Here is a 19079-nt window from a genome sequence, read left to right as displayed (position 1 = left end):
GTCAGCGCCAGGTGATCGGCGCGCCCTCCGCGGCCAGCCAGGCGTCCACGCTGTGTCCGTGCGTCGCCGTGCCGGTGACGGCGCGGACGGCCGCGTGCAGTGCCCGCTCGGCGTCCGCAGCGCTGAGCAGGTCCGCCGCGGAGGCGGCGAGCAGCTCGTCGACGTCGATCAGCTCGATCGGCCTGCCCGGGTGCTCGACGAGGTCGAGGTACCAGTCCTCGGTGTGCCAGACGTTCCCGTCCCGGTGGATCCGGGCGACGTCGAGGTACACGCGCTGATCGCGCTCGTGGCCCGGCGTGAAGTGGAAGATCGTCGCGCGCAGGTCGAACGCGGGGAGCAGCCACGACTCGACCGCGTCGAACTTCGGGTGGTCCGCGCCCCGGAAGACGTACAGCCCGAAGGGCGTCTCCCGGAACTCCTCGACCTCGCGGACGAAGCCCTTGGGGTCGGTGTTGGTCATCGCCGGCGGATCGAAGACCTCGCGCTTGGGCGGGTGCACGGCGCCGTCGTCGACCGCGGCATCGGCGGCGAGGCGCAGCACCAGCGTGACCTCGGTGTGCCCCCGGGGTCGGCCGGCGACCGCGCCGGAGGGTCGGAAGCCGTGGCGCCGCAGCAGCGCGCCGAGCGCGTCGTCGTGGGTGCGGACGAGGATCCCGTCGAGCCCTGACGCCCGCTCGCGGGCCGCTCCGAGCAGGGCGGGCACGGCGTCCTCCGCCGCGTCGAGCACCGTCAGGTCCAGCCAGCCGCCGCCCACCGCGCCGATCGCCGCCGCCCCGTCGACGGTGAGCTCGAAAGTCACGTCCGCGTCCATTCGTCCACGATACGACGCTTCGTCAGGATTCCCGGGGGGCAGCGTCACCTGGACCACGTGGGGCGTTCGGTCCGGACACCCCACGTACGATCTCTGCCGTGCCCCAGTACCTGCTCCTCCCCGCCCCCGCCGCCAACCGCGTCTACGCGGAGGCCGCCGCGTCGATGGTGCGCGCCGAGCTGACGGTGCTCAGCCGCGCCGCCCTCGCGGGGCGGGTCGGCCCTGTCGAGACCGCGACGGTCGCGGGCGTCGAGTACCTCGCCTTCGAGGCCGATCCGCTGACCGAGCGCGACCTGGCCTTCCTCGGCCTCACCTCCGCGTTCTACGCGCTCTTCGAGGCCGACGGCGACCTGCTGCGGCCCGTGACGGTGCCCTCGCCCGACCGCTACCCGTCCGACCTGCTGACGATCCTCAAGTACCAGGGCAAGACGAACGAGCAGTTCACGCGGCTCGTGCTCAACATCACCGCGGCGTCGACCGCGCGCCCCGACGGTGTGCTCGACCGGACGCTGCGCGTGCTCGACCCGGTGTGCGGGCGCGGCACCACGCTGAGCCAGGCCGTCATGTACGGCCTCGACGCGGTGGGCATCGACGTGGACACCAAGGACTTCGAGCTCTACAGCTCCTTCTTCACCACCTGGCTCAAGGACCACCGGTTCAAGCACGCCGCCGCGACCACCCCGGTGCGCCGCGAGAAGTCGGTGATCGCCAAGAAGTACGAGGCCGCCTTCGCCGCCGAGAAGGCCGACTACCTGGCAGGGGAGAAGCAGACCCTCACCTGCTACGCCGCCGACACCCTGCTCACCTCCCAGCTGATCAAGCCCGGCACCGTCGACGTGGTGGTCGGCGACCTGCCCTACGGGGTGCAGCACGGCAGCCGCGGCCCGCGGGGCCTGGTGCGCGACCCCCTCGACCTGCTGAACGCCGCCCTCCCCGGCTGGGCCACGCGGCTCCGCACAGGCGGCGCGATGGGGCTCGCGTGGAACACCCGGGTCGCGCCCCGGGCGCGGGTCGCGGAGGTCCTGGAGTCCGCCGGCCTGACGGTGCTCGACGGGCCGGGGTACGACGACCTGCGGCACCGAGTGGACCGGGCGATCACGCGGGACGTGATCGTGGCGCGCAGGGACTGAGCCCCGCCGGTCCGCTCGCGGAAAACTTGTCGGTGGGTCGGCCTAGGCTGGTCCCATGGCATTCGCGGCAGAACAACCGGTGGTGGCGCACTCCGAGCACCGGCCCATCGGGGAGATCGAGCGGGCCCCTGCGGAGTTCACGGTGGTCAGCGAGTACGAGCCGGCGGGCGATCAGCCCACCGCCATCGCCGACCTCGAGCGCAGGCTGCGCTCCGGCGAGCGGGACGTGGTGCTCCTCGGCGCCACCGGTACCGGCAAGTCGGCCACCACGGCCTGGCTGATCGAGAAGGTGCAGCGGCCCACGCTCATCATGGCCCCGAACAAGACGCTGGCCGCGCAGCTCGCCAACGAGCTGCGGGCGATGCTGCCGCACAACGCGGTCGAGTACTTCGTCTCGTACTACGACTACTACCAGCCCGAGGCGTACATCGCGCAGTCCGATACGTACATCGAGAAGGACTCGTCGATCAACGACGACGTGGAGCGGCTGCGGCATTCGGCGACCTCGTCGCTGCTGTCGCGGCGGGACGTCGTGGTGGTCGCGTCCGTCTCGTGCATCTACGGCCTCGGCACCCCGCAGAGCTACCTCGACCGTTCGGTGCAGCTCGAGGTGGGTATGGAGGTCGACCGGGACGCCCTGCTGCGGCTGCTCGTCGACGTGCAGTACACCCGCAACGACATGGCCTTCACCCGCGGCTCGTTCCGGGTCCGCGGCGACACCGTCGAGATCATCCCGTCCTACGAGGAGCTCGCCATCCGGATCGAGTTCTTCGGCGACGAGATCGAGGCCCTGTACTACCTGCACCCGCTCACCGGCGACATCGTGCGCCAGGTCGAGGATCTGCGGATCTTCCCCGCCACGCACTACGTCGCGGGGCCCGAGCGGATGGCCCGCGCCATCGAGGGGATCGAGGCCGAGCTGGAGGAGCGGCTGGCGGAGTTCGAGCGGCAGGGGAAGCTGCTCGAGGCCCAGCGGCTGCGGATGCGCACGCAGTACGACCTGGAGATGATGCGGCAGGTCGGCTTCTGCTCCGGCATCGAGAACTACAGCCGCCACATCGACGGGCGCGCCGCGGGCTCGGCGCCCGCCACCCTCATCGACTACTTCCCGGAGGACTTCCTCCTGGTGATCGACGAGTCGCACGTGACCGTCCCGCAGATCGGCGCGATGTTCGAGGGCGACGCCTCGCGCAAGCGCAACCTCGTGGACTTCGGCTTCCGGCTCCCGTCGGCGGTCGACAACCGCCCGCTCACCTGGGAGGAGTTCGCGGGGCGCATCGGGCAGACGGTGTACCTCTCGGCCACCCCCGGCCAGTACGAGCTGGGGCAGACCGGCGGCGAGTTCGTCGAGCAGGTGATCCGCCCCACCGGGCTGGTGGACCCGCAGGTCGTGATCAAGCCGACCAAGGGGCAGATCGACGACCTGATCCACGAGATCCGCGACCGCACGGAGCGCGACGAGCGCGTCCTCGTCACCACCCTCACCAAGAAGATGGCGGAGGACCTCACCGACTACCTGCTCGAGGCGGGCATCCGGGTCCGGTACCTGCACAGCGACATCGACACCCTGCGCCGCGTGGAGCTGCTCCGGCAGCTGCGGCTCGGCGAGTACGACGTGCTGGTCGGCATCAACCTGCTCCGCGAGGGCCTCGACCTGCCGGAGGTCTCACTCGTGGCCATCCTGGACGCCGACAAGGAGGGCTTCCTCCGGTCGACCACCTCCCTCATCCAGACGATCGGCCGCGCGGCCCGCAACGTCTCCGGCGAGGTGCACATGTACGCCGACAAGGTGACCGAGTCGATGCGGGTGGCGATCGAGGAGACGGACCGTCGCCGCGAGAAGCAGATCGCCTACAACACGAAGATGGGCGTCGATCCGAAGCCCTTGCGCAAGAAGATCGCCGACATCCTCGACCAGGTGTACACGGAGGCGGACGACACGGAGCAGGCCATCGGCGGCTCCGGCCGCAACGCCTCCCGGGGCCGCCGGGCCCAGGGGGAGCTGCGGTCGGCGTCGGCGGTGAGCGCCGGGATGTACGAGGGCGAGGACGTGAAATCGATGCCGCGCGCCGAGCTCGCGGACCTGATCTCCGAACTCACGGACCAGATGATGAATGCGGCGCGGGAGCTGCAGTTCGAGCTCGCGGGCCGGATCCGGGACGAGATCGCCGACCTGAAGAAGGAGCTTCGCGGCATGGACGCCGCCGGTTTGCAATGACCTGCGAAGGCCTGCGAATCGGGTGACATCGGTTGATCCGGTGTGTTCCCCGCCGCAAACGGCCTGTTCCCGGGGACGATGAGGCTATTGTGTCGGAGAAGTAATGCTAGGGCGTTCCCATGGCAGACCTCCGCTGGAGAAACGTAGAGAAAGAGGAGACTCGATGAGTGGCTACAGCACGATCGTCGTCGGCACCGACGGCTCGGAGTCGTCGCTGCGCGCCGTGGAGCGCGCCGCTGCGCTGACCGGCGACGGCAAGCTGGTGATCGCCTGCGCCTTCCTGCCGAGCGAGGGCGCCGATCCGGCCGCCTCCGACATCCTGGGCGCCGACGCGTACCAGCTGCAGGGTGCGAACCCCGTCAACGACATGCTCCGCACCGCCGAGGGCCGCGCGGTCGCCGCCGGCGCGAAGAACGTCGAGAAGCGGGCCATCAAGGGCCAGCCGGTCGACGCGCTGCTGGACCTGGTCAAGTCGCTGCCCGAGCCGGCCCTGCTGGTCGTGGGCAACAAGGGCATGAACTCCCTCACCGGCCGGCTGCTGGGCTCGGTGCCCTCCGACGCGGCCCGCAAGACCTCCGTGGACATCCTGATCGTCCACACCACGTAGTACCGGAGGCCGTCAGGCCTCCAGAGCGCGCAGCGCGCGCGGCAGCGACCCGGACGTGACCACGGTCAACGTCTGGGTCGCTCGCGTCAGGGCCACGTACAGATCCCGCAGCCCCCGGTCGAACTCGACCTCGGCGGGCTCGCCCACGATCAGGCCCGGCTCCACCACGATCACGTGGTCGAACTCCAGCCCCTTCGCATCGCGGACGCTCATCACGCGCACGTTCGGGGCCGTCAGGCGCCGCAGCGGGGCCACCAGGCCCGACGGTGCCAGCACCGCCGTCAGGCGGTCCTCGTCGCGCGGCAGCTCCGCGCGCACGGCCTCGACGAGCGGCCGGTCCCGGTCGACCCGCACCAGGCGCGGGGGCTCCGCGCCCGCCCGCACCGATGCCGGCGGCGATAGCGCGGGATCGATCTCGGCCAGCACGTCGGCCGCGAGATCCATGATCTCCTCGGGCGTGCGGTAGTTCACCGTCAGCTCGGCCACCGTGAACCGCCCGGGGACGTACGGGTCCAGGGCCTCGCCCCAGCTGGTCATCCCGGCGGCGTCACCGGTCTGCGCGGTGTCGCCCACGAGCGTCATCCACCGGTTGGGGCTGCGCCGCATCAGCATTCGCCAGGCCATCGCCGAGAGCTCCTGCGCCTCATCGACGATGACGTGCCCGAACGTCCACGTGCGGTCGTCGCGGGCGCGGTCGGCGGTGGAGTTGAACTCGCGCACCGTCTGTCGCTGCGCGAGTTGCTCCGCGTCGATCAGGTCGTAGGCCATGAGGATCTCGGCGTCGAACTCGTCGTCCAGATCCTGTGGCGCGGAACCGGTCAGGATGTCGAGCGCCTCCTGCGCCTCCTCGAGGCGCTGCCGCCACTGGCGCTCCGCCTCGTCCGCGTCCGGGTCGTCGTCGCCCAGCAGCTCGGCGATCTCGTCGAGCAGCGGCGCGTCGGCGGGGGAGAAGGCGGGTTTGCCGTCCGCGCCCGTGACCGCGTCCCGGCGCAACTCGGCGCGCTCCGCATCGGTGAGGTCGGGCGCGGCCTCGGCCAGCCGGTCCTCGTCGCGCAGGAGCTCGGTCAGCACCCGCTGCGGCGTCAGCGCCGGCCACAGCTGATCGAGCGCGCCGAGCACCTCGCGGTCCTGCGCCAGCTCATCGCGGATGTCGGAGATGTCGGTGCGGGAGAGCAGCATCGTGTTGTCCACCACCGACGAGCCGATCGTCGCCGCGTGCTGCGCGGCCAGGGCGTCGAGCGCGGACTGCCGGAAGATCGCGCGGGCCGTGTTGTGCGCTCGCCGCGAGGAGCGGGCGCGGCCCCGGGCGCGGGTGGCGAGCTTCTTGTCGATCGTCAGGGGGTAGCCGTCGAACTTCAGCACGATCGGCTCGTCCGGCACCGTCTGCCAGCCCCGGACCGCCTGCTTGACGACCTCGACCATGGCGGTCGAGCCCTTGAGCCGCGCGGCCGCCGCGGTGTCCTCCAGCGTGGCGATGACGCCGGGGAACAGGTCGCCGATCGTGCTCAGGAGGACGCCGGTCTCGCCGAGGCTGGGGAGCACCTGGCTGATGTAGTTGAGGAAGGTCTCGTTGGGGCCCACGATGAGCACGCCCGTGCGGGAGAGGTTCTGCCGGTACGTGTACAGGAGGTACGCGGCGCGGTGCAGGGCCACGGCGGTCTTGCCGGTGCCGGGGCCGCCCTGCACCACGAGGACGCCGCGGTGCTCCGACCGGATGATCGCGTCCTGCTCGCGCTGGATCGTCTCCACGATGTCGGCCATGTGCCCGGTGCGGGCCCGGTTCAGGGCATCCACCAGCGCGGACTCCCCGGCGACGTTGGAGCCCAGGCCCTGCCCGGCCTCGGCACCGTCGAACCCCTCACCGGTGAGGGTGAGGCGCTCGGCGACCACGCCCGTGAGGTCGCGGCCGCGGGTGCGGACGTGCCGGCGCACCGCGACGCCCTCCGGCTGCGCGGGCGTGGCGAGGTAGAACGGGCGGGCGAGCGGCGCGCGCCAGTCCAGCAGGAGGGTGCTCAGGTCCTCGTCGTCGTCGAGGACGCCGATCCGGCCGATGCGGCGCACCGCGTCGGGCGAGCCCGCGTCTCCGTCGGTCATGTCGAGGCGGCCGAAGTAGAGGTTCTGCTCGGCGGCGTCGTACTTCGCGATGTCGTCGGTGTAGAGCTGGTGGTACGAGTCCCGCTCGGAGATCTCCTGCGGGTTCTCGCCCACCTCCTGCAGGTTGTCGGCCCGGCGCCGGTTCGCGGTGGTGCGCATGGCGTCGATCCGGGCGTACACGCGATCGAGGTGGGCCTGCTCCTCGGCGAGCAGGGGATCGACGGCGTCGGTGGTCACGGGACTCCTCGTGTGCGGCGGCGATGAATCAGACCGTCCATTGTCCACGATCCGCGGGCTCGGCGCCGCCGCCACCCGGCCACGGTCAGTAGTCGGGCAGGTCGATGCCGTTGATCGCGCGCTCGATGACGGCCATGTCCCAGTCCTCGGGCGAGGTGGCGGGTGGCTCGCCGGGGGCGGGGACGGTGCGGCTGGCAGCGTTCCACTGTCCGACCTGTTGGTTGGCCTCGACCATCGGCCGCAGCAGGCGCTCGTACGAGGCGAACGCCGGCTCCGGCCGCCAGTCCGCGGCGGCGAGCTCGCCGGCGAGCACGTAGGCGCCCACCAGTGCGAGGCTGGTGCCCTGCCCGGACATCGGTGACGAGCAGAACGCCGCATCGCCCAGGAGCGCCACGCGCCCCGTCGACCAGGCGTCCATCACGACCTGCGCGACGGCGTCGAGGTAGAAGTCGTCGGCGGCGTCGGCATGGGCGAGGATCCGCGGGGTGAGCCACCCGAGGCCGGCCATCTTGTCGCGGAGCAACGCCTTCTGGGCGTCGGCGTCGCGGACCGCGAGCTCGGCCTCGGTGGCGGCGAACGAGAACAGGGCCATCCCGAGCGCGGCGTCGCGGATCGGGCGCAGGCCCGCCGACCGCCCCGGGACCACGCAGTCGAGCAGCCAGCGGTCCAGCCCGAACTCGTTGGGCACGGTGTAGAAGGCCATCGCGTGCCCGAGGTGGCGCAGGTAGCGCTCGTGCGGCCCGAAGGCGAGCGCGCGGAGCGAGGAGTGCAGGCCGTCGGCACCGATGACCAGGTCGAATCGGCGCTCGGAGCCGCCCGCGAAGGTGACGTCGACCCCGTCCGGATCCTGGGTGAGCGTCGCGATCCGGTCGCCGAACAGGTACTCCACCCGGTCGCGGGTGGCGTCGTGCAGTACCTCGGACAGGTCGCCGCGGAGGATCTCGATGTCGGCGATGAATCCGTCGCCGCCGTCGTCCTCCGCGCCGAAGGTCTGGAGGACGGTGCCGTCCTCGTCCACGAGGTGCGCCCCCGCGGTCTCCGTGCGCGCTGCGCGGACGGTCCCGTCGAGCCCCATCCGGCGGATCACCTCCCGCGCCACCCCGCGCGCGTCCACCGCCTGCCCGCCCGGCCGGAGACCCGGAGCCCGTTCGACGACGGTGACCTCCGCGCCGTAGTGCGCGAGCCAGTGCGCGAGAGCGGGTCCGGCGATGCTCGCGCCGGCGATCAACACCCTGGGTGCGGCCATGGGGGCTCCTCGGTCGTTCGCGGAAACAACGTGTCGATCGTAGTGGTGCGCGTGCGGGAGCGACGTGGAACCGCGTTCGGCGCGCACCGATTCGAGTACGCCGGTGGGGGATTCGGGTACTCCGCTACTCGTGTGGTGCGCCGGCGCCGACCGTAGCGTGACTCGGACCCTCCCACCCTCTGAGAAAGGGGCCGATCGTGGACGATCTGTTCCGCTTCGTACTGCTGCGTCCCGCCGATGCCCCGGATGCCACGGAGATCAAGACCTTGGCGCCGCCGTCCCTCGACACCGCGCGCGGCGCCGGCGTCGCGCGCCGCCGGGCCGTCCAACTCCTGCGCCGAGACGATGCGCTGCGTCGCACCGACGACCTCGCCCACGCGGGCGCCGCCCTCGCCGTCGCCGCCGAGCTGGCCCGCGGCCCGCGGCCGGCGGAAGCCGTCCGCGCCGTCGTCGAGGCGATCACCGGAACCCCGGTGTCCGAGATCGTCGCCGACGACGCCTTCGCCCGCGACGAGGGCCGTCTCGCCGACGTCCTGGTCGCGACGAAGCTCGTCTCGGACTCCTCGGGGACCGATGCGCGGGCCCTCGCCACCGCCGCCCGCGGCTACGACGCCCTCCGCGCGCTGGCCGACGGCGCGGACCCGGTGGCGCTGCGGCCCTTGGCGATGCCGGCCTGGGGCGAACGGAATCACACTGACCCCGGCGAGCGCGAACCGGCGACCCCGGTCGACCGACCGCACGCCGCGACGACGGGGCCCGCCGCACCCGCCAGCCCCCCTGCGCCCACCGCGCCGTCGGTGACCGAACCCGACCCGGCGACCGCGGAGGTCCAGCGCCTGGACGCGGCGCTGGCCGAGTTGGGGCGCCTGCGTGCGGGCGACTTCCTCGTCGAGCGCGAGGTACCCGATGACGCCCCCGCGACGGGTGACGTCCGCGAGGCGCGTGCCGCGCGGCCCGAGACCCGCGAGGGCAGAGAGCCCACACGGGAGCAGGTCAACCGACCGTCCCCACGGTCCGCGGAGCTGCGGTCCCCGTGGCAGCTGTCGGAGACCACCGTCGGGCGGATCTCGTCCGCCGCCCGCGCGACGATCGCGAGCCTGGACCTGGACCTCGCCACGGACGCGCTGCCGGCGGTGATGAGCAGGCTGCACGAGGCCCGCACCGAGCTGCTGACCGCCGCGGACGTCCGCATGACCACGGCGTCGAAGACGATCGTCGCGATCGGATCGTCGCTCCTCGGGACCGCGGCGTCGTCCGACTACGTCGGGGCGCCCGCCACCGCGATGCCGACCGGGCACGGCTCCATCCGGCCCGTCGGCATCGGCGACCTGCTCCTGGTCCGCCAGCACGTCCTGCGGTACGAGGGCGGCGAGGTCGGCCACATCGAGAACGTCCTCAAGACGGAGCGCCTCAACCGCGAGACGCGCCGCCTGGACCGCACCGAGACGACGATCCTCACCGAGTCGGAGACCACCCGGGAGGACGAGCGCGACGTGCAGTCGACGGACCGGTTCTCCCTCAAGCGTGAGACCAGCCAGACGCTCAAGCAGGACACAGAGTTCAAGGCCGGGGTCTCCGTCGACGCGAAGTACGGCCCGTTCGTCGAGGTCAAGGCCAACGCCGACTACAGCACCAAGAGTTCCAGCGAGGAGTCCGCCAAGCAGGCGTCCGAGTTCAGCAAGGACGTCGTCGCCCGGTCGGTGAGCAAGGTGATCGAGCGGGTGCTCGAGCGCCGTTCCACGACGACGATCAACGAGTTCGAGGAGAAGTACAGCCACGGCTTCGACAACACGACCGGCGGCGGCAACGTCAGCGGTGTGTACCAGTGGGTCGACAAGGTGATGCAGGCCCAGGTCTACAACTACGGCAAGCGCCTGTTGTTCGACGTGACGGTGCCGGAGCCGGGGACCGCTTTCATCACCGCGCAGAACGCGAACCCCGCGGAGGGGGAGCAGCTCAGCAAGCCCGTCCCGTTCACCCTCACCGCGGACCAGATCACCGAGGCCAACTACACGACATGGGCGCACCGGTACGACGTGACCGGCCTGGAGGCGCCGCCCCCGCCGATCCGCACCGTGGCCAAGGCCTTCGACGCCGTGGTCAACCAGTCGCCGTACGAGAGCTCCAAGTCCCAGGACCTGGCCATCGACGACGGCTACGTCGCCAAGTACGCGCTGTTCCAGTGCGGCTTCTGGTACTACCCGAACTCGGCGGCGTGGCACGTCATGATCGGCAGCAACTGGGTCGACGCCATCAACGGCGTCGGCTACGTCGACATGGCGGGCGAGGTCGGCTCGGTCTCGGTCGCCTACTTCGGCCACGGCATGCGGAACCTGGCCGCCACCGTCGAGATCTTCTGCGAGCGGACGCCGCGCGCCTACAAGGCGTGGCAGCTCAAGGCCCACGCGGCCATCACCCAGGGCTATCTCGCGAAGGTGCAGGCGTACGAGTCCGCGCTCGCGGAGGCGGCGGCCAAGGCCGGCGTGGTCATCTCCGGCCGCAACCCCGGGTGGAACCAGCGCATCACGACCACGGAACTGCGCAAGCAGTGCCTGACCATGATCACCGCGCAGCACTTCGACGCGTTCGGCGCGCTGAGCCTCTCCGCCGAGGGCTATCCCCAGCCGCACCTCGCGCGGGCCGCCGCGCAGATGCCGTACGTGCGGTTCTTCGAGCAGGCCTTCGAGTGGGAGCACCTCGTGTACTTCTTCTACCCGTACTTCTGGGGCTGGAAGCCCGGCTGGTCGCACCGCATGCTGCTCGACGACGTCGATCCGCTCTTCGCGGACTTCCTCCGGGCCGGCGCCGCGCGCGTGGTCTTCCCCGTCCGCCCCGGTTTCGAGGCGGCGGTGCTCCACTACCTGGAGACCGGCGAGATCTGGAGCGGCGGACCGGCGCCCGACGTCACCGATCCGCTGTACGTCCCGATCATCAAGGAGATCCAGGAGGCCACCGGCGCGCCCGGCAACGAGGTGCCCCAGGGCGAGCCGTGGCTCGTGCACCTCCCGACGACCCTCGCCAAGCTCCGTCCGAACGACGACCTGCCGTCGTGGACGAAGGTCGGCGAGGACTGGCAGCCGGTCGACTGAGCGGGCGGGAGCGCCGAGATGAAACAGGTCGTGTTGGTCGCGGGGGTCGACTACGAGTTCAAGGGCGTCGACTTCCGCCAACTGGCGGACAACCGTCGCCGCCTCCTCGAGCGCCGCAACACCGCGCGGGCCGACCTGCGCTTCGTGACGATGGACGTGCGGGCGGGGGAGATCGAGGTCCGCGACATCACGTTCCCCGGCGGCAAGCGCACGGAGGCCGTCACCAGCGCGAAGCCCTTCACCCCGGTGGGCCGCGCGAGCTACACGACGGTCGGCGGGCACACGCGGTTCAAGCCCGGGCAGTGGACCGTGATGGGCATGCCCGAGGTGTACCGACGGGTGCAGGACATCGGTGCCGCCGCTCCCGGCACGCTGACCGAGCTGAGCAGCTTCAGCCACGGTTGGATGGGCGGCCCGATCCTGGTCAACAGCGACGACGACCGCACCATCGAGCTGACCATCCCGAACCTGTTCGGCGCACCGTCGACGATGACGGTGCCGCTGACGGGCACGATGCGGGACCCGGACGACAGGGACGCCCGGCCCCGGCTGGACTTCCAGCCCCCGACGATGGAGGCGACGCAGCTCGACCTGTTCCGCAAGGCCTTCGCCGCGGACGGGGTGTCGTGGTTGTGGGGCTGCGCCTTCCCGAAGGTGGTGCACCACACCTTGTGGGCCGTCGAGCAGGCCAAGGGCTACACCGGATCCGGGCTCGGCGGCGATGTGGTGCTCAGGCTCGACGCGGTGGTGGACGAGGACGTGGACCTGCTCAACCAACTCCTCACCGGGGTCGCCGGGTTCACGCCGTTCCGGCCCCGCAGCTCGACGGTGTCGATCGCCTTCAAGTTCCTCAAGCACGCCTTCTGCCGCGCCAACCAGGCGTCCTACGCCGCGGCGCTCGCGGACGCGTCCCAGGCGGCGGTGCACGCCGCGCCGCTGGGGACGTACTCGGAGTACGACGTCGGCGGGGACAAGCTGATGAACGTCCACCGGGGGTTCACCGCGCACTTCACCTTCTACAAGAACTACCTCGGCTTCGCCCTCGACCCCGAGGGCCGGCGGTACGCCGTCTACCGGCCGGGGCTCGCGTGTCCGGCCCCCTGAGCGTGCGAATCGTGCGCGGCGCTGAAGCGCGCCTTCTTCTCCTTGTTGCCGCAGGTGTTCATCTCGCACCAGCGGCGGCTACGACTGCGGCTGGTGTCGAAGAACGCCGCCCGGCAGGTCGGCGAGGCGCACAGCGCCCAGCGACCGGGCCGCTCGCCGGCGAGGAGCGTGATCGCGTCGCGGGCGATCACCCCGAGGGCGTCCGTGGTCTCGTCACCCGCGGTGAGGTCCCATCGTCCCTGCCGCTGCGGGGTCAGGACCAGCGCGGCCCGGCCCCGCGCGCTGCAGTCGTTGAGGACGCGGACTGCGCGCGGCGGGAGGGGCTCGTCGCGGGCGGCGGCGGTCGCGGCGCGGTGGATCGCCTCGCGCAGCTCGACGGCGCGGGCGAGGTCGTCGTCCGTGCACGCGAAGACGGCGAGCCCGACGACGGTGAGCCAGTCAGCGAGGCGCTGCGGCGTGGGGATCCGCTCGACCGGATCGCCGCAGCGTTCCGTGAGCGTCGCGGTGAAGCCGGTGGCGAGCTCGCTGCCGAGGCGGAAGTCGGGGAACAGTCCCATGGAACCAGCATAGCCGGTTGTCACTCGGGGGCCGGCCGTGATAGAACCGGCATAGCCGGTTCAGAAGGAAGCCGGGTCGGGCAACGGTCAGGAGGTCTGTCATGCCCCGCTCCGACGGAATCGAATCCTTCGACACGCGCGCCGACGAGGCCGAGCTCGGCGACCTCCGCGCCCGACTCGCCGCGGCGCGGCTCCCGGAGCCGGAGACCGTCCGCGGCGCACCGCCGGGGCGCGGCCGGTGGGCTCAGGGGGTCCCGCTCGCCGACCTCGTGGACCTCGTCGACTACTGGCGCACCGAGTACGACTGGCGGTCCTTCGAGGACCGCCTCCGCTGCATCGGTCAGTTCCGCACGATCGTCGACGGCCTCGGAATCCACTTCCTGCACCGGCGGTCCGCGCGGCCGGACGCGACACCGCTGATCCTGACCCACGGCTGGCCGGGCAGCGTCGCGGAGTTCGTCGACGTCGTGGCCGCACTGACCGACCCCGTCGACGACGGGGCGCCCGCGTTCCACGTCGTGATCCCGTCGCTTCCGGGGTTCGGCTTCAGCGACAAGCCCTCGGCGCCCGGGTGGGGGACCGAGCGGATCGCGGCCGCATGGGTCGAGCTCATGGGCCGGCTCGGGTACCCGCGGTTCCTGGCGCACGGCGGGGACTGGGGCGGGAACATCACGACGGTGCTCGCGGGCCGCTTCCCGGACCACGTCCTCGGCATCCACACCACCTTCGCGGAGGGCCCGCCCGGCCTGACCACCGACGGCCTCACGCCGGTGGAGCGCGCGTGGGCCGCGGAGACCGCGGACTTCTGGTCGAATCGCGCCGGCTACGCGAAACAGCAGGCCACGCGCCCGCAGACCATCGGATACTCGCTCGTCGACTCCCCGGTGGGGCTCCTCGCGTGGATCCTCGACAAGTTCGCCGAATGGTCCGACACCGAGGACAGCCCGTTCGAGACGATCTCGCGCGACCGGGTGCTCGACGACGTCACCCTGTACTGGCTCACCCGCTCCGGCGCCTCCGCCGCGCGCATCTACGCCGAGAGCCACGCGGCGCTCGATCCGGCGCTCCGCGTCGACGTACCGGCGGCGATCACGATCTATCCCCGCGACATCGAGAAGTACCCGCGCCCGTGGTCGGAGCAGCGCTACCGGCGCATCGTCGATGGCGGTCACCGGATCGCGGAGGGCACTTCCCTTCCCTCGAGGTGCCCGATCTGTACGTTCGGGACCTGCGGGAGGGGCTCGCCGCAGTGCTCGCGGCGCACGGTGATCGCGTGGCGTGACGTCGGGGGATCTCGGGGCGGTTCACCGCGGCCGCGCTGCACACTGGACGCATGACACGGTGGGTGCTGCACGTCGACATGGACCAGTTCCTGGCCGCGATCGAGATGCAGCGCCGCCCCGAGCTGGTGGGCCTCCCCGTGGTCGTCGGCGGACGCGGCGACCCGACCGAACGGGCCGTGGTGTCTACGGCGTCGTACGAGGCCCGCGCGTTCGGCGTCCGGTCCGGCATGCCGCTGCGCACCGCGGCCAAGCGATGTCCCGACGCCGTCTTCCTCCCCGTGGACTTCCCGGTCTACGAACAGGTGTCCGCCGAGGTGGTGCGCACGCTACGGGCCCTCCCCGACGCGTCCGTGCAGGTCCTGGGATGGGACGAGGCCTTCGTCGGGCTGGACACGGAGGACCCGGCCGCGGCGGCCGCCGCCATCCAGCGCGCGGTGCTCGGCGCGACCGGCCTGCACTGCTCGATCGGGATCGGCGACACCACCGTGCGTGCGAAGAACGCCACCGACCTCGGCAAGCCGCGCGGCGTCTTCCGGCTCACCAAGGAGAACTGGCTCGCGGTGATGGGCGAGCGGCCCACGCGCGAGCTGTGGGGGATCGGATCGCGGTTGTCCCAGCGGCTGGCGGGCTTGGGCATCGGCACGGTCGCGGACCTGGCCGCCGCCGACGAGGCAGCCTTGGCCGCAGAGTTCGGGCCGCGCACCGGCCCCTATCTGCTGGGGTTGGGGCGTGGTGCGGGGCCCGACCGGGTGGACGAGACGCCGTGGGTCGCCCGCGCCCACGGGCACGAGCGGACCTTTCAGGAGGATCTCGTGACACCCGAGCAGGTCCGCGGCGCGCTGGACGAGCTGGCGGGCGCAGTCGTGGCGGACCTGCGAGCGGAGGCCCGCCCCTGCATGCGCGTGCACGTGAAGGTGAGGTTCGCGCCCTTCTTCACCGTCAACCGCGTGCGCAAGCTGCCCGAGCCGACGTACGACCCGGCGCGCATCGCCGACACCGCCGAGGCGCTGTACCGAGCCCTCGACGACGATCGCCCGGTGCGGCTGCTGGGCGTGCGTGGCGAGATGGTGCCGCCGGAGGGCGGCTACCCCTGATCGGCTACCAGCCGCGCTCGCGCCATTCGGCGAGATGCGGGCGCTCGGCCCCGATCGTCGTGCCCTTGCCGTGGCCGGGGTGCACGACGGTGTCGTCGTCGAAGCGGTCGAAGAGCTTGGTGGTCACGTCGGCGTAGAGGCGGTCGAAGTCCTCGGGCGAGCCGGTCTTGCCGACGCCGCCCGGGAACAGGCTGTCGCCGGTGAACAGGTGGACGGGCGCGCCGTCGAACTCCGGACGCAGGGCGAGCGCGATCGAGCCGGGGGTGTGGCCGACGAGCTCGATGACGTCGAACGTGAGGTCGCCCACGGTGAGCACTTCGCCGTCGGAGAGCGTGCGGTCGGTGGGCGCGTCGATGCCCTCGGCGTCGTTGACGCCGGCCGCCGCGGGCACGCCGAGTCCCGAGCGGACGTCGGCCAGTGCGTACCAATGGTCCAGGTGGCGGTGGGTGGTGACGATGAGCTCGACGCCGCCGGTCTCCCGCGCGACCTCGAGGATCCGCTCGGCCTCGTTGGCGGCGTCGATGAGGAGCGTGCGCCCGGCGGAATCACTCACCAGGTACACGTTGTTGTCCATACCGCCGACGGAAATCTGCTTGATCGTGGTGGTCACGGCCCCGACGCTACCTCGCGGCGAAAACTTGTCAGTGCGGTTGCCTAGCATTGACGAGGGCCCGCGCTGTGGGCCTGCAATGAGTCTGAAGAGGGGATCACGGTGGTCGATCGTTTGATCGTGCGCGGCGCGCGCGAGCACAACCTGCGGGGTATCGATGTGGATCTCCCGCGCGACAGCCTGATCGTGTTCACGGGGCTCTCGGGCTCCGGCAAGTCCAGCCTCGCGTTCGACACGATCTTCGCGGAGGGGCAGCGGCGCTACGTCGAGTCGCTGTCGGCGTACGCGCGCCAGTTCCTGGGGCAGATGGACAAGCCCGATGTCGACTTCATCGAGGGCCTCTCGCCCGCGGTGTCGATCGACCAGAAGTCGACCAACCGCAACCCGCGGTCGACCGTCGGCACCATCACCGAGGTGTACGACTACCTGCGACTCCTCTATGCGCGCGCGGGCACGCCGCACTGTCCCGAGTGCGGCTCGGTGATCGCGCGGCAGACGCCGCAGCAGATCGTCGACCAGGTGCTCGACATGGAGCAGGGCACGCGCTTCCAGGTGCTCGCGCCCGTCGTCCGCACCCGGAAGGGCGAGTTCGTCGACCTGTTCAACCAGCTGCAGACGCAGGGCTACTCCCGCGCCCGGATCGACGGGGTGGTGTACCAGCTCGCGGAGCCGCCGAAGCTGAAGAAGCAGGAGAAGCACGACATCGAGGTGGTGATCGACCGCCTCGCGGTGAAGACGACGGCCAAGCAGCGTCTCACCGACTCCATCGAGACCGCCCTGCGGCTGGCCGACGGCATCGTCGTTCTCGATTTCGTGGACCGGGAGGAGAACGACCCCGAGCGCGAGCGGCGCTTCTCCGAGAAGATGGCGTGCCCGAACGGCCACCCCATCGCCGTCGACGACCTCGAGCCGCGCTCCTTCTCCTTCAACTCGCCCTACGGCGCGTGCCCGGAATGCGACGGCCTGGGCGTCCGCAAGGAGGTCGACCCGGAGCTCGTGATCCAGGACCCCACGATGACGCTCAACGAGGGCGCGATCGCACCGTGGTCGGTGGGGCAGAGCGCCGAGTACTTCCTCCGCCTGTTGTGCGGACTGGGCGATGCGATGGGCTTCGACCTGGACACCCCCTGGAAGGACCTGCCGGCGAAGGCCCGCAAGGCGGTGATGGAGGGCTCCGAGCATCAGGTGCACGTGAAGTACCGCAACCGGTACGGCCGCACCCGCTCCTACTACGCCGAGTTCGAGGGCGTGATGCCGTTCCTGCACCGCCGCCTCGAGTCCACCGAGTCGGAGCAGATGAAGGAGCGGTACGAGGGCTACATGCGCGACGTGCCGTGTCCGGCATGTTCCGGCGCGCGGCTGCGGCCCGAGATCCTCGCGGTGACGCTCGACCACCCGCGGTTCGGCGAGAAGTCGATCGCGGACGTCGCGGCGATGTCCGTGGGGGAGTGCTCGGACTACCTCTCCGACCTCAAGCTCGGCGCGCGCGAGGCCGCGATCGCCGGCCGCGTGCTCAAGGAGGTGCAGGCCCGCATCGCGTTCCTGCTGGACGTGGGCCTGGAGTACCTCTCCTTGTCGCGCGCCGCAGGCTCGCTGTCGGGCGGCGAGGCGCAGCGCATCCGGCTCGCCACGCAGATCGGCTCCGGGCTCGCCGGCGTGCTGTACGTGCTCGACGAGCCGTCGATCGGCCTGCACCAGCGCGACAACCGCCGGTTGATCGACACCCTCGTGCGGCTGCGCGACCTGGGCAACACGCTCATCGTCGTCGAGCACGACGAGGACACGATCCGCACCGCCGACTGGGTAGTCGACATCGGCCCATACGCGGGCGAGCACGGCGGCAAGGTCGTGCACAGCGGCACCTACAAGGCGCTGCTCAAGAACAAGGACTCGCTGACCGGCGCCTACCTCTCGGGCCGGCGCGCGCTGCCCGTGCCGGCGGTGCGCCGTCCGATCGACAAGAAGCGCCAGCTCAAGGTCGTCGGGGCGCGCGAACACAACCTCAAGAACATCGACGTCGCCTTCCCTCTGGGCGTGCTGACGGCGGTCACCGGCGTCTCGGGTTCGGGCAAGTCGACCCTCGTCAACGACATCCTCGCGACGGTGCTCGCGAACAAGCTCAACGGCGCGCGCCAGGTGCCGGGGCGCCACAGCCGCGTCACCGGGCTCGACGACCTCGACAAGCTGGTGCAGGTCGACCAGTCGCCGATCGGCCGCACGCCGCGGTCCAACCCCGCCACGTACACGGGCGTCTTCGACAAGATCCGCACGCTGTTCGCCGCCACCACCGAGGCGAAGGTGCGCGGCTACCAGCCCGGGCGCTTCTCGTTCAACGTCAAGGGCGGCCGGTGCGAGGCGTGCTCGGGCGACGGCACCATCAAGATCGAGATGAACTTCCTGCCGGACGTCTACGTCCCGTGCGAGGTGTGCCACGGCGCGCGCTACAACCGCGAGACCCTGGAAGTGCACTACAAGGGCAAGAACATCGCCGAGGTGCTGGACATGCCGATCGAGGAGGCCGCGGAGTTCTTCGAGGCGGTCACGTCGATCCACCGCTACCTCAAGACGCTCGTCGAGGTCGGCCTCGGTTACGTCCGGTTGGGCCAGCCGGCCACCACGCTGTCGGGCGGCGAGGCGCAGCGCGTGAAGCTCGCGGCCGAGCTGCAGAAGCGGTCCAACGGCCGCACCGTCTACATCCTCGACGAGCCGACCACCGGCCTGCACTTCGAGGACATCGCGAAGCTGCTGCAGGTGATCGATGGGTTGGTCGACAAGGGCAACTCGGTGCTCGTGATCGAGCACAACCTGGACGTCATCAAGACCGCCGACTGGGTCATCGACATGGGGCCGGAGGGCGGTCACGGGGGCGGCACCGTCGTCGCCCAGGGCACCCCCGAGGACGTGGCCGCGGTGCCGGATTCCTACACAGGAACCTTCCTCAAGGAGGTTCTGGCCACGTAGGAGGGCCGCCGCCCTGGGGATGCGGCTGTGGACGGACG

12 protein-coding genes and 1 pseudogene are annotated in these 19079 nt (G+C 71.2%); 8 read left to right on the top strand and 5 right to left on the bottom strand.

All coding sequences use genetic code 11. The features are described from left to right. Window position 1: 1 nt before the first annotated feature. Window positions 2–460 carry a DUF402 domain-containing protein gene (locus tag ACLQ3K_RS00305; protein WP_224647509.1) on the bottom strand — a complete coding sequence of 153 codons (459 nt, stop codon included), beginning with the start codon at window positions 458–460 and terminating at the stop codon, window positions 2–4. Between the two features lie 449 nt (window positions 461–909). Here ACLQ3K_RS00305 and ACLQ3K_RS00300 point away from each other — a divergent pair, with 449 nt between their 5' ends. The 3 genes from ACLQ3K_RS00300 (at window position 910) to ACLQ3K_RS00290 (ending at window position 4766) form a co-directional block, all read left to right on the top strand. Further along, window positions 910–1941: an SAM-dependent methyltransferase gene (locus ACLQ3K_RS00300; protein WP_336671733.1), complete on the top strand. Its 1032-nt coding sequence runs from the start codon at window positions 910–912 to the stop codon at window positions 1939–1941. A 55-nt stretch (window positions 1942–1996) separates the two neighbouring features. Further along, on the top strand, window positions 1997–4159 hold the full coding sequence (gene uvrB, locus ACLQ3K_RS00295) for an excinuclease ABC subunit UvrB (protein WP_336671732.1): 2163 nt from the start codon (window positions 1997–1999) through the stop codon (window positions 4157–4159). 163 nt (window positions 4160–4322) lie between these two features. Continuing rightward, entirely contained in the window at window positions 4323–4766 is a 444-nt protein-coding gene (locus tag ACLQ3K_RS00290) for a universal stress protein (protein ID WP_224647414.1), read from the top strand. A gap of 12 nt (window positions 4767–4778) precedes the next feature. On the opposite strand, the gene ACLQ3K_RS00285 is transcribed toward ACLQ3K_RS00290, so the two are convergent. Further along, window positions 4779–7019, bottom strand: a complete 2241-nt coding sequence (locus tag ACLQ3K_RS00285) for a HelD family protein (RefSeq protein ID WP_425997095.1) — start codon at window positions 7017–7019, stop codon at window positions 4779–4781. 163 nt (window positions 7020–7182) lie between these two features. Beyond that, window positions 7183–8343, bottom strand: a complete 1161-nt coding sequence (locus ACLQ3K_RS00280; protein ID WP_425996137.1) for an FAD-dependent monooxygenase — start codon at window positions 8341–8343, stop codon at window positions 7183–7185. 197 nt (window positions 8344–8540) lie between these two features. On the opposite strand from ACLQ3K_RS00280, the gene ACLQ3K_RS00275 reads away from it, so the two are divergent. Together ACLQ3K_RS00275 and ACLQ3K_RS00270 are read left to right on the top strand one after the other, a co-directional pair. Further along, complete coding sequence (locus tag ACLQ3K_RS00275; protein WP_425996135.1) at window positions 8541–11432, top strand: hypothetical protein; 2892 nt, start codon at window positions 8541–8543, stop codon at window positions 11430–11432. A gap of 18 nt (window positions 11433–11450) precedes the next feature. Next, the gene (locus ACLQ3K_RS00270) at window positions 11451–12536 is read left to right on the top strand and encodes a hypothetical protein (protein ID WP_425996133.1); all 1086 of its coding nucleotides are present in this window, start codon (window positions 11451–11453) and stop codon (window positions 12534–12536) included. Here the strand turns inward: ACLQ3K_RS00270 and ACLQ3K_RS00265 are convergent. Continuing rightward, a complete protein-coding gene (locus tag ACLQ3K_RS00265) occupies window positions 12503–13093 on the bottom strand; it encodes a CGNR zinc finger domain-containing protein (protein WP_425996131.1) in 591 nt (196 codons plus the stop codon). The two genes, ACLQ3K_RS00270 and ACLQ3K_RS00265, sit on opposite strands and share 34 nt — an antisense overlap. Window positions 13094–13194: 101 nt before the next feature. Here ACLQ3K_RS00265 and ACLQ3K_RS00260 point away from each other — a divergent pair. Beyond that, window positions 13195–14375 (top strand): annotated as a pseudogene (locus ACLQ3K_RS00260) (epoxide hydrolase family protein). Window positions 14376–14426: 51 nt separating this feature from the next. After that, the gene (locus ACLQ3K_RS00255; RefSeq protein WP_425996129.1) at window positions 14427–15470 is read left to right on the top strand and encodes a DNA polymerase IV; all 1044 of its coding nucleotides are present in this window, start codon (window positions 14427–14429) and stop codon (window positions 15468–15470) included. Between the two features lie 4 nt (window positions 15471–15474). Here the strand turns inward: ACLQ3K_RS00255 and ACLQ3K_RS00250 are convergent, their stop codons facing one another. Beyond that, complete coding sequence (locus ACLQ3K_RS00250; protein ID WP_425996127.1) at window positions 15475–16131, bottom strand: MBL fold metallo-hydrolase; 657 nt, start codon at window positions 16129–16131, stop codon at window positions 15475–15477. Window positions 16132–16182: 51 nt separating this feature from the next. Here ACLQ3K_RS00250 and uvrA point away from each other — a divergent pair, with 51 nt between their 5' ends. Then, complete coding sequence (uvrA, locus tag ACLQ3K_RS00245; RefSeq protein ID WP_425996125.1) at window positions 16183–19041, top strand: excinuclease ABC subunit UvrA; 2859 nt, start codon at window positions 16183–16185, stop codon at window positions 19039–19041. The last annotated feature ends 38 nt before the right edge of the window (window positions 19042–19079 follow it).

The organism is Tsukamurella sp. DT100, assembly GCF_049844855.1.
In the GTDB taxonomy this organism is placed as follows: Bacteria; Actinomycetota; Actinomycetes; order Mycobacteriales; family Mycobacteriaceae; genus Tsukamurella.
Note: the sequence above shows the minus strand (reverse complement) of the source record. Positions and strands in the feature narration are given on the sequence as shown.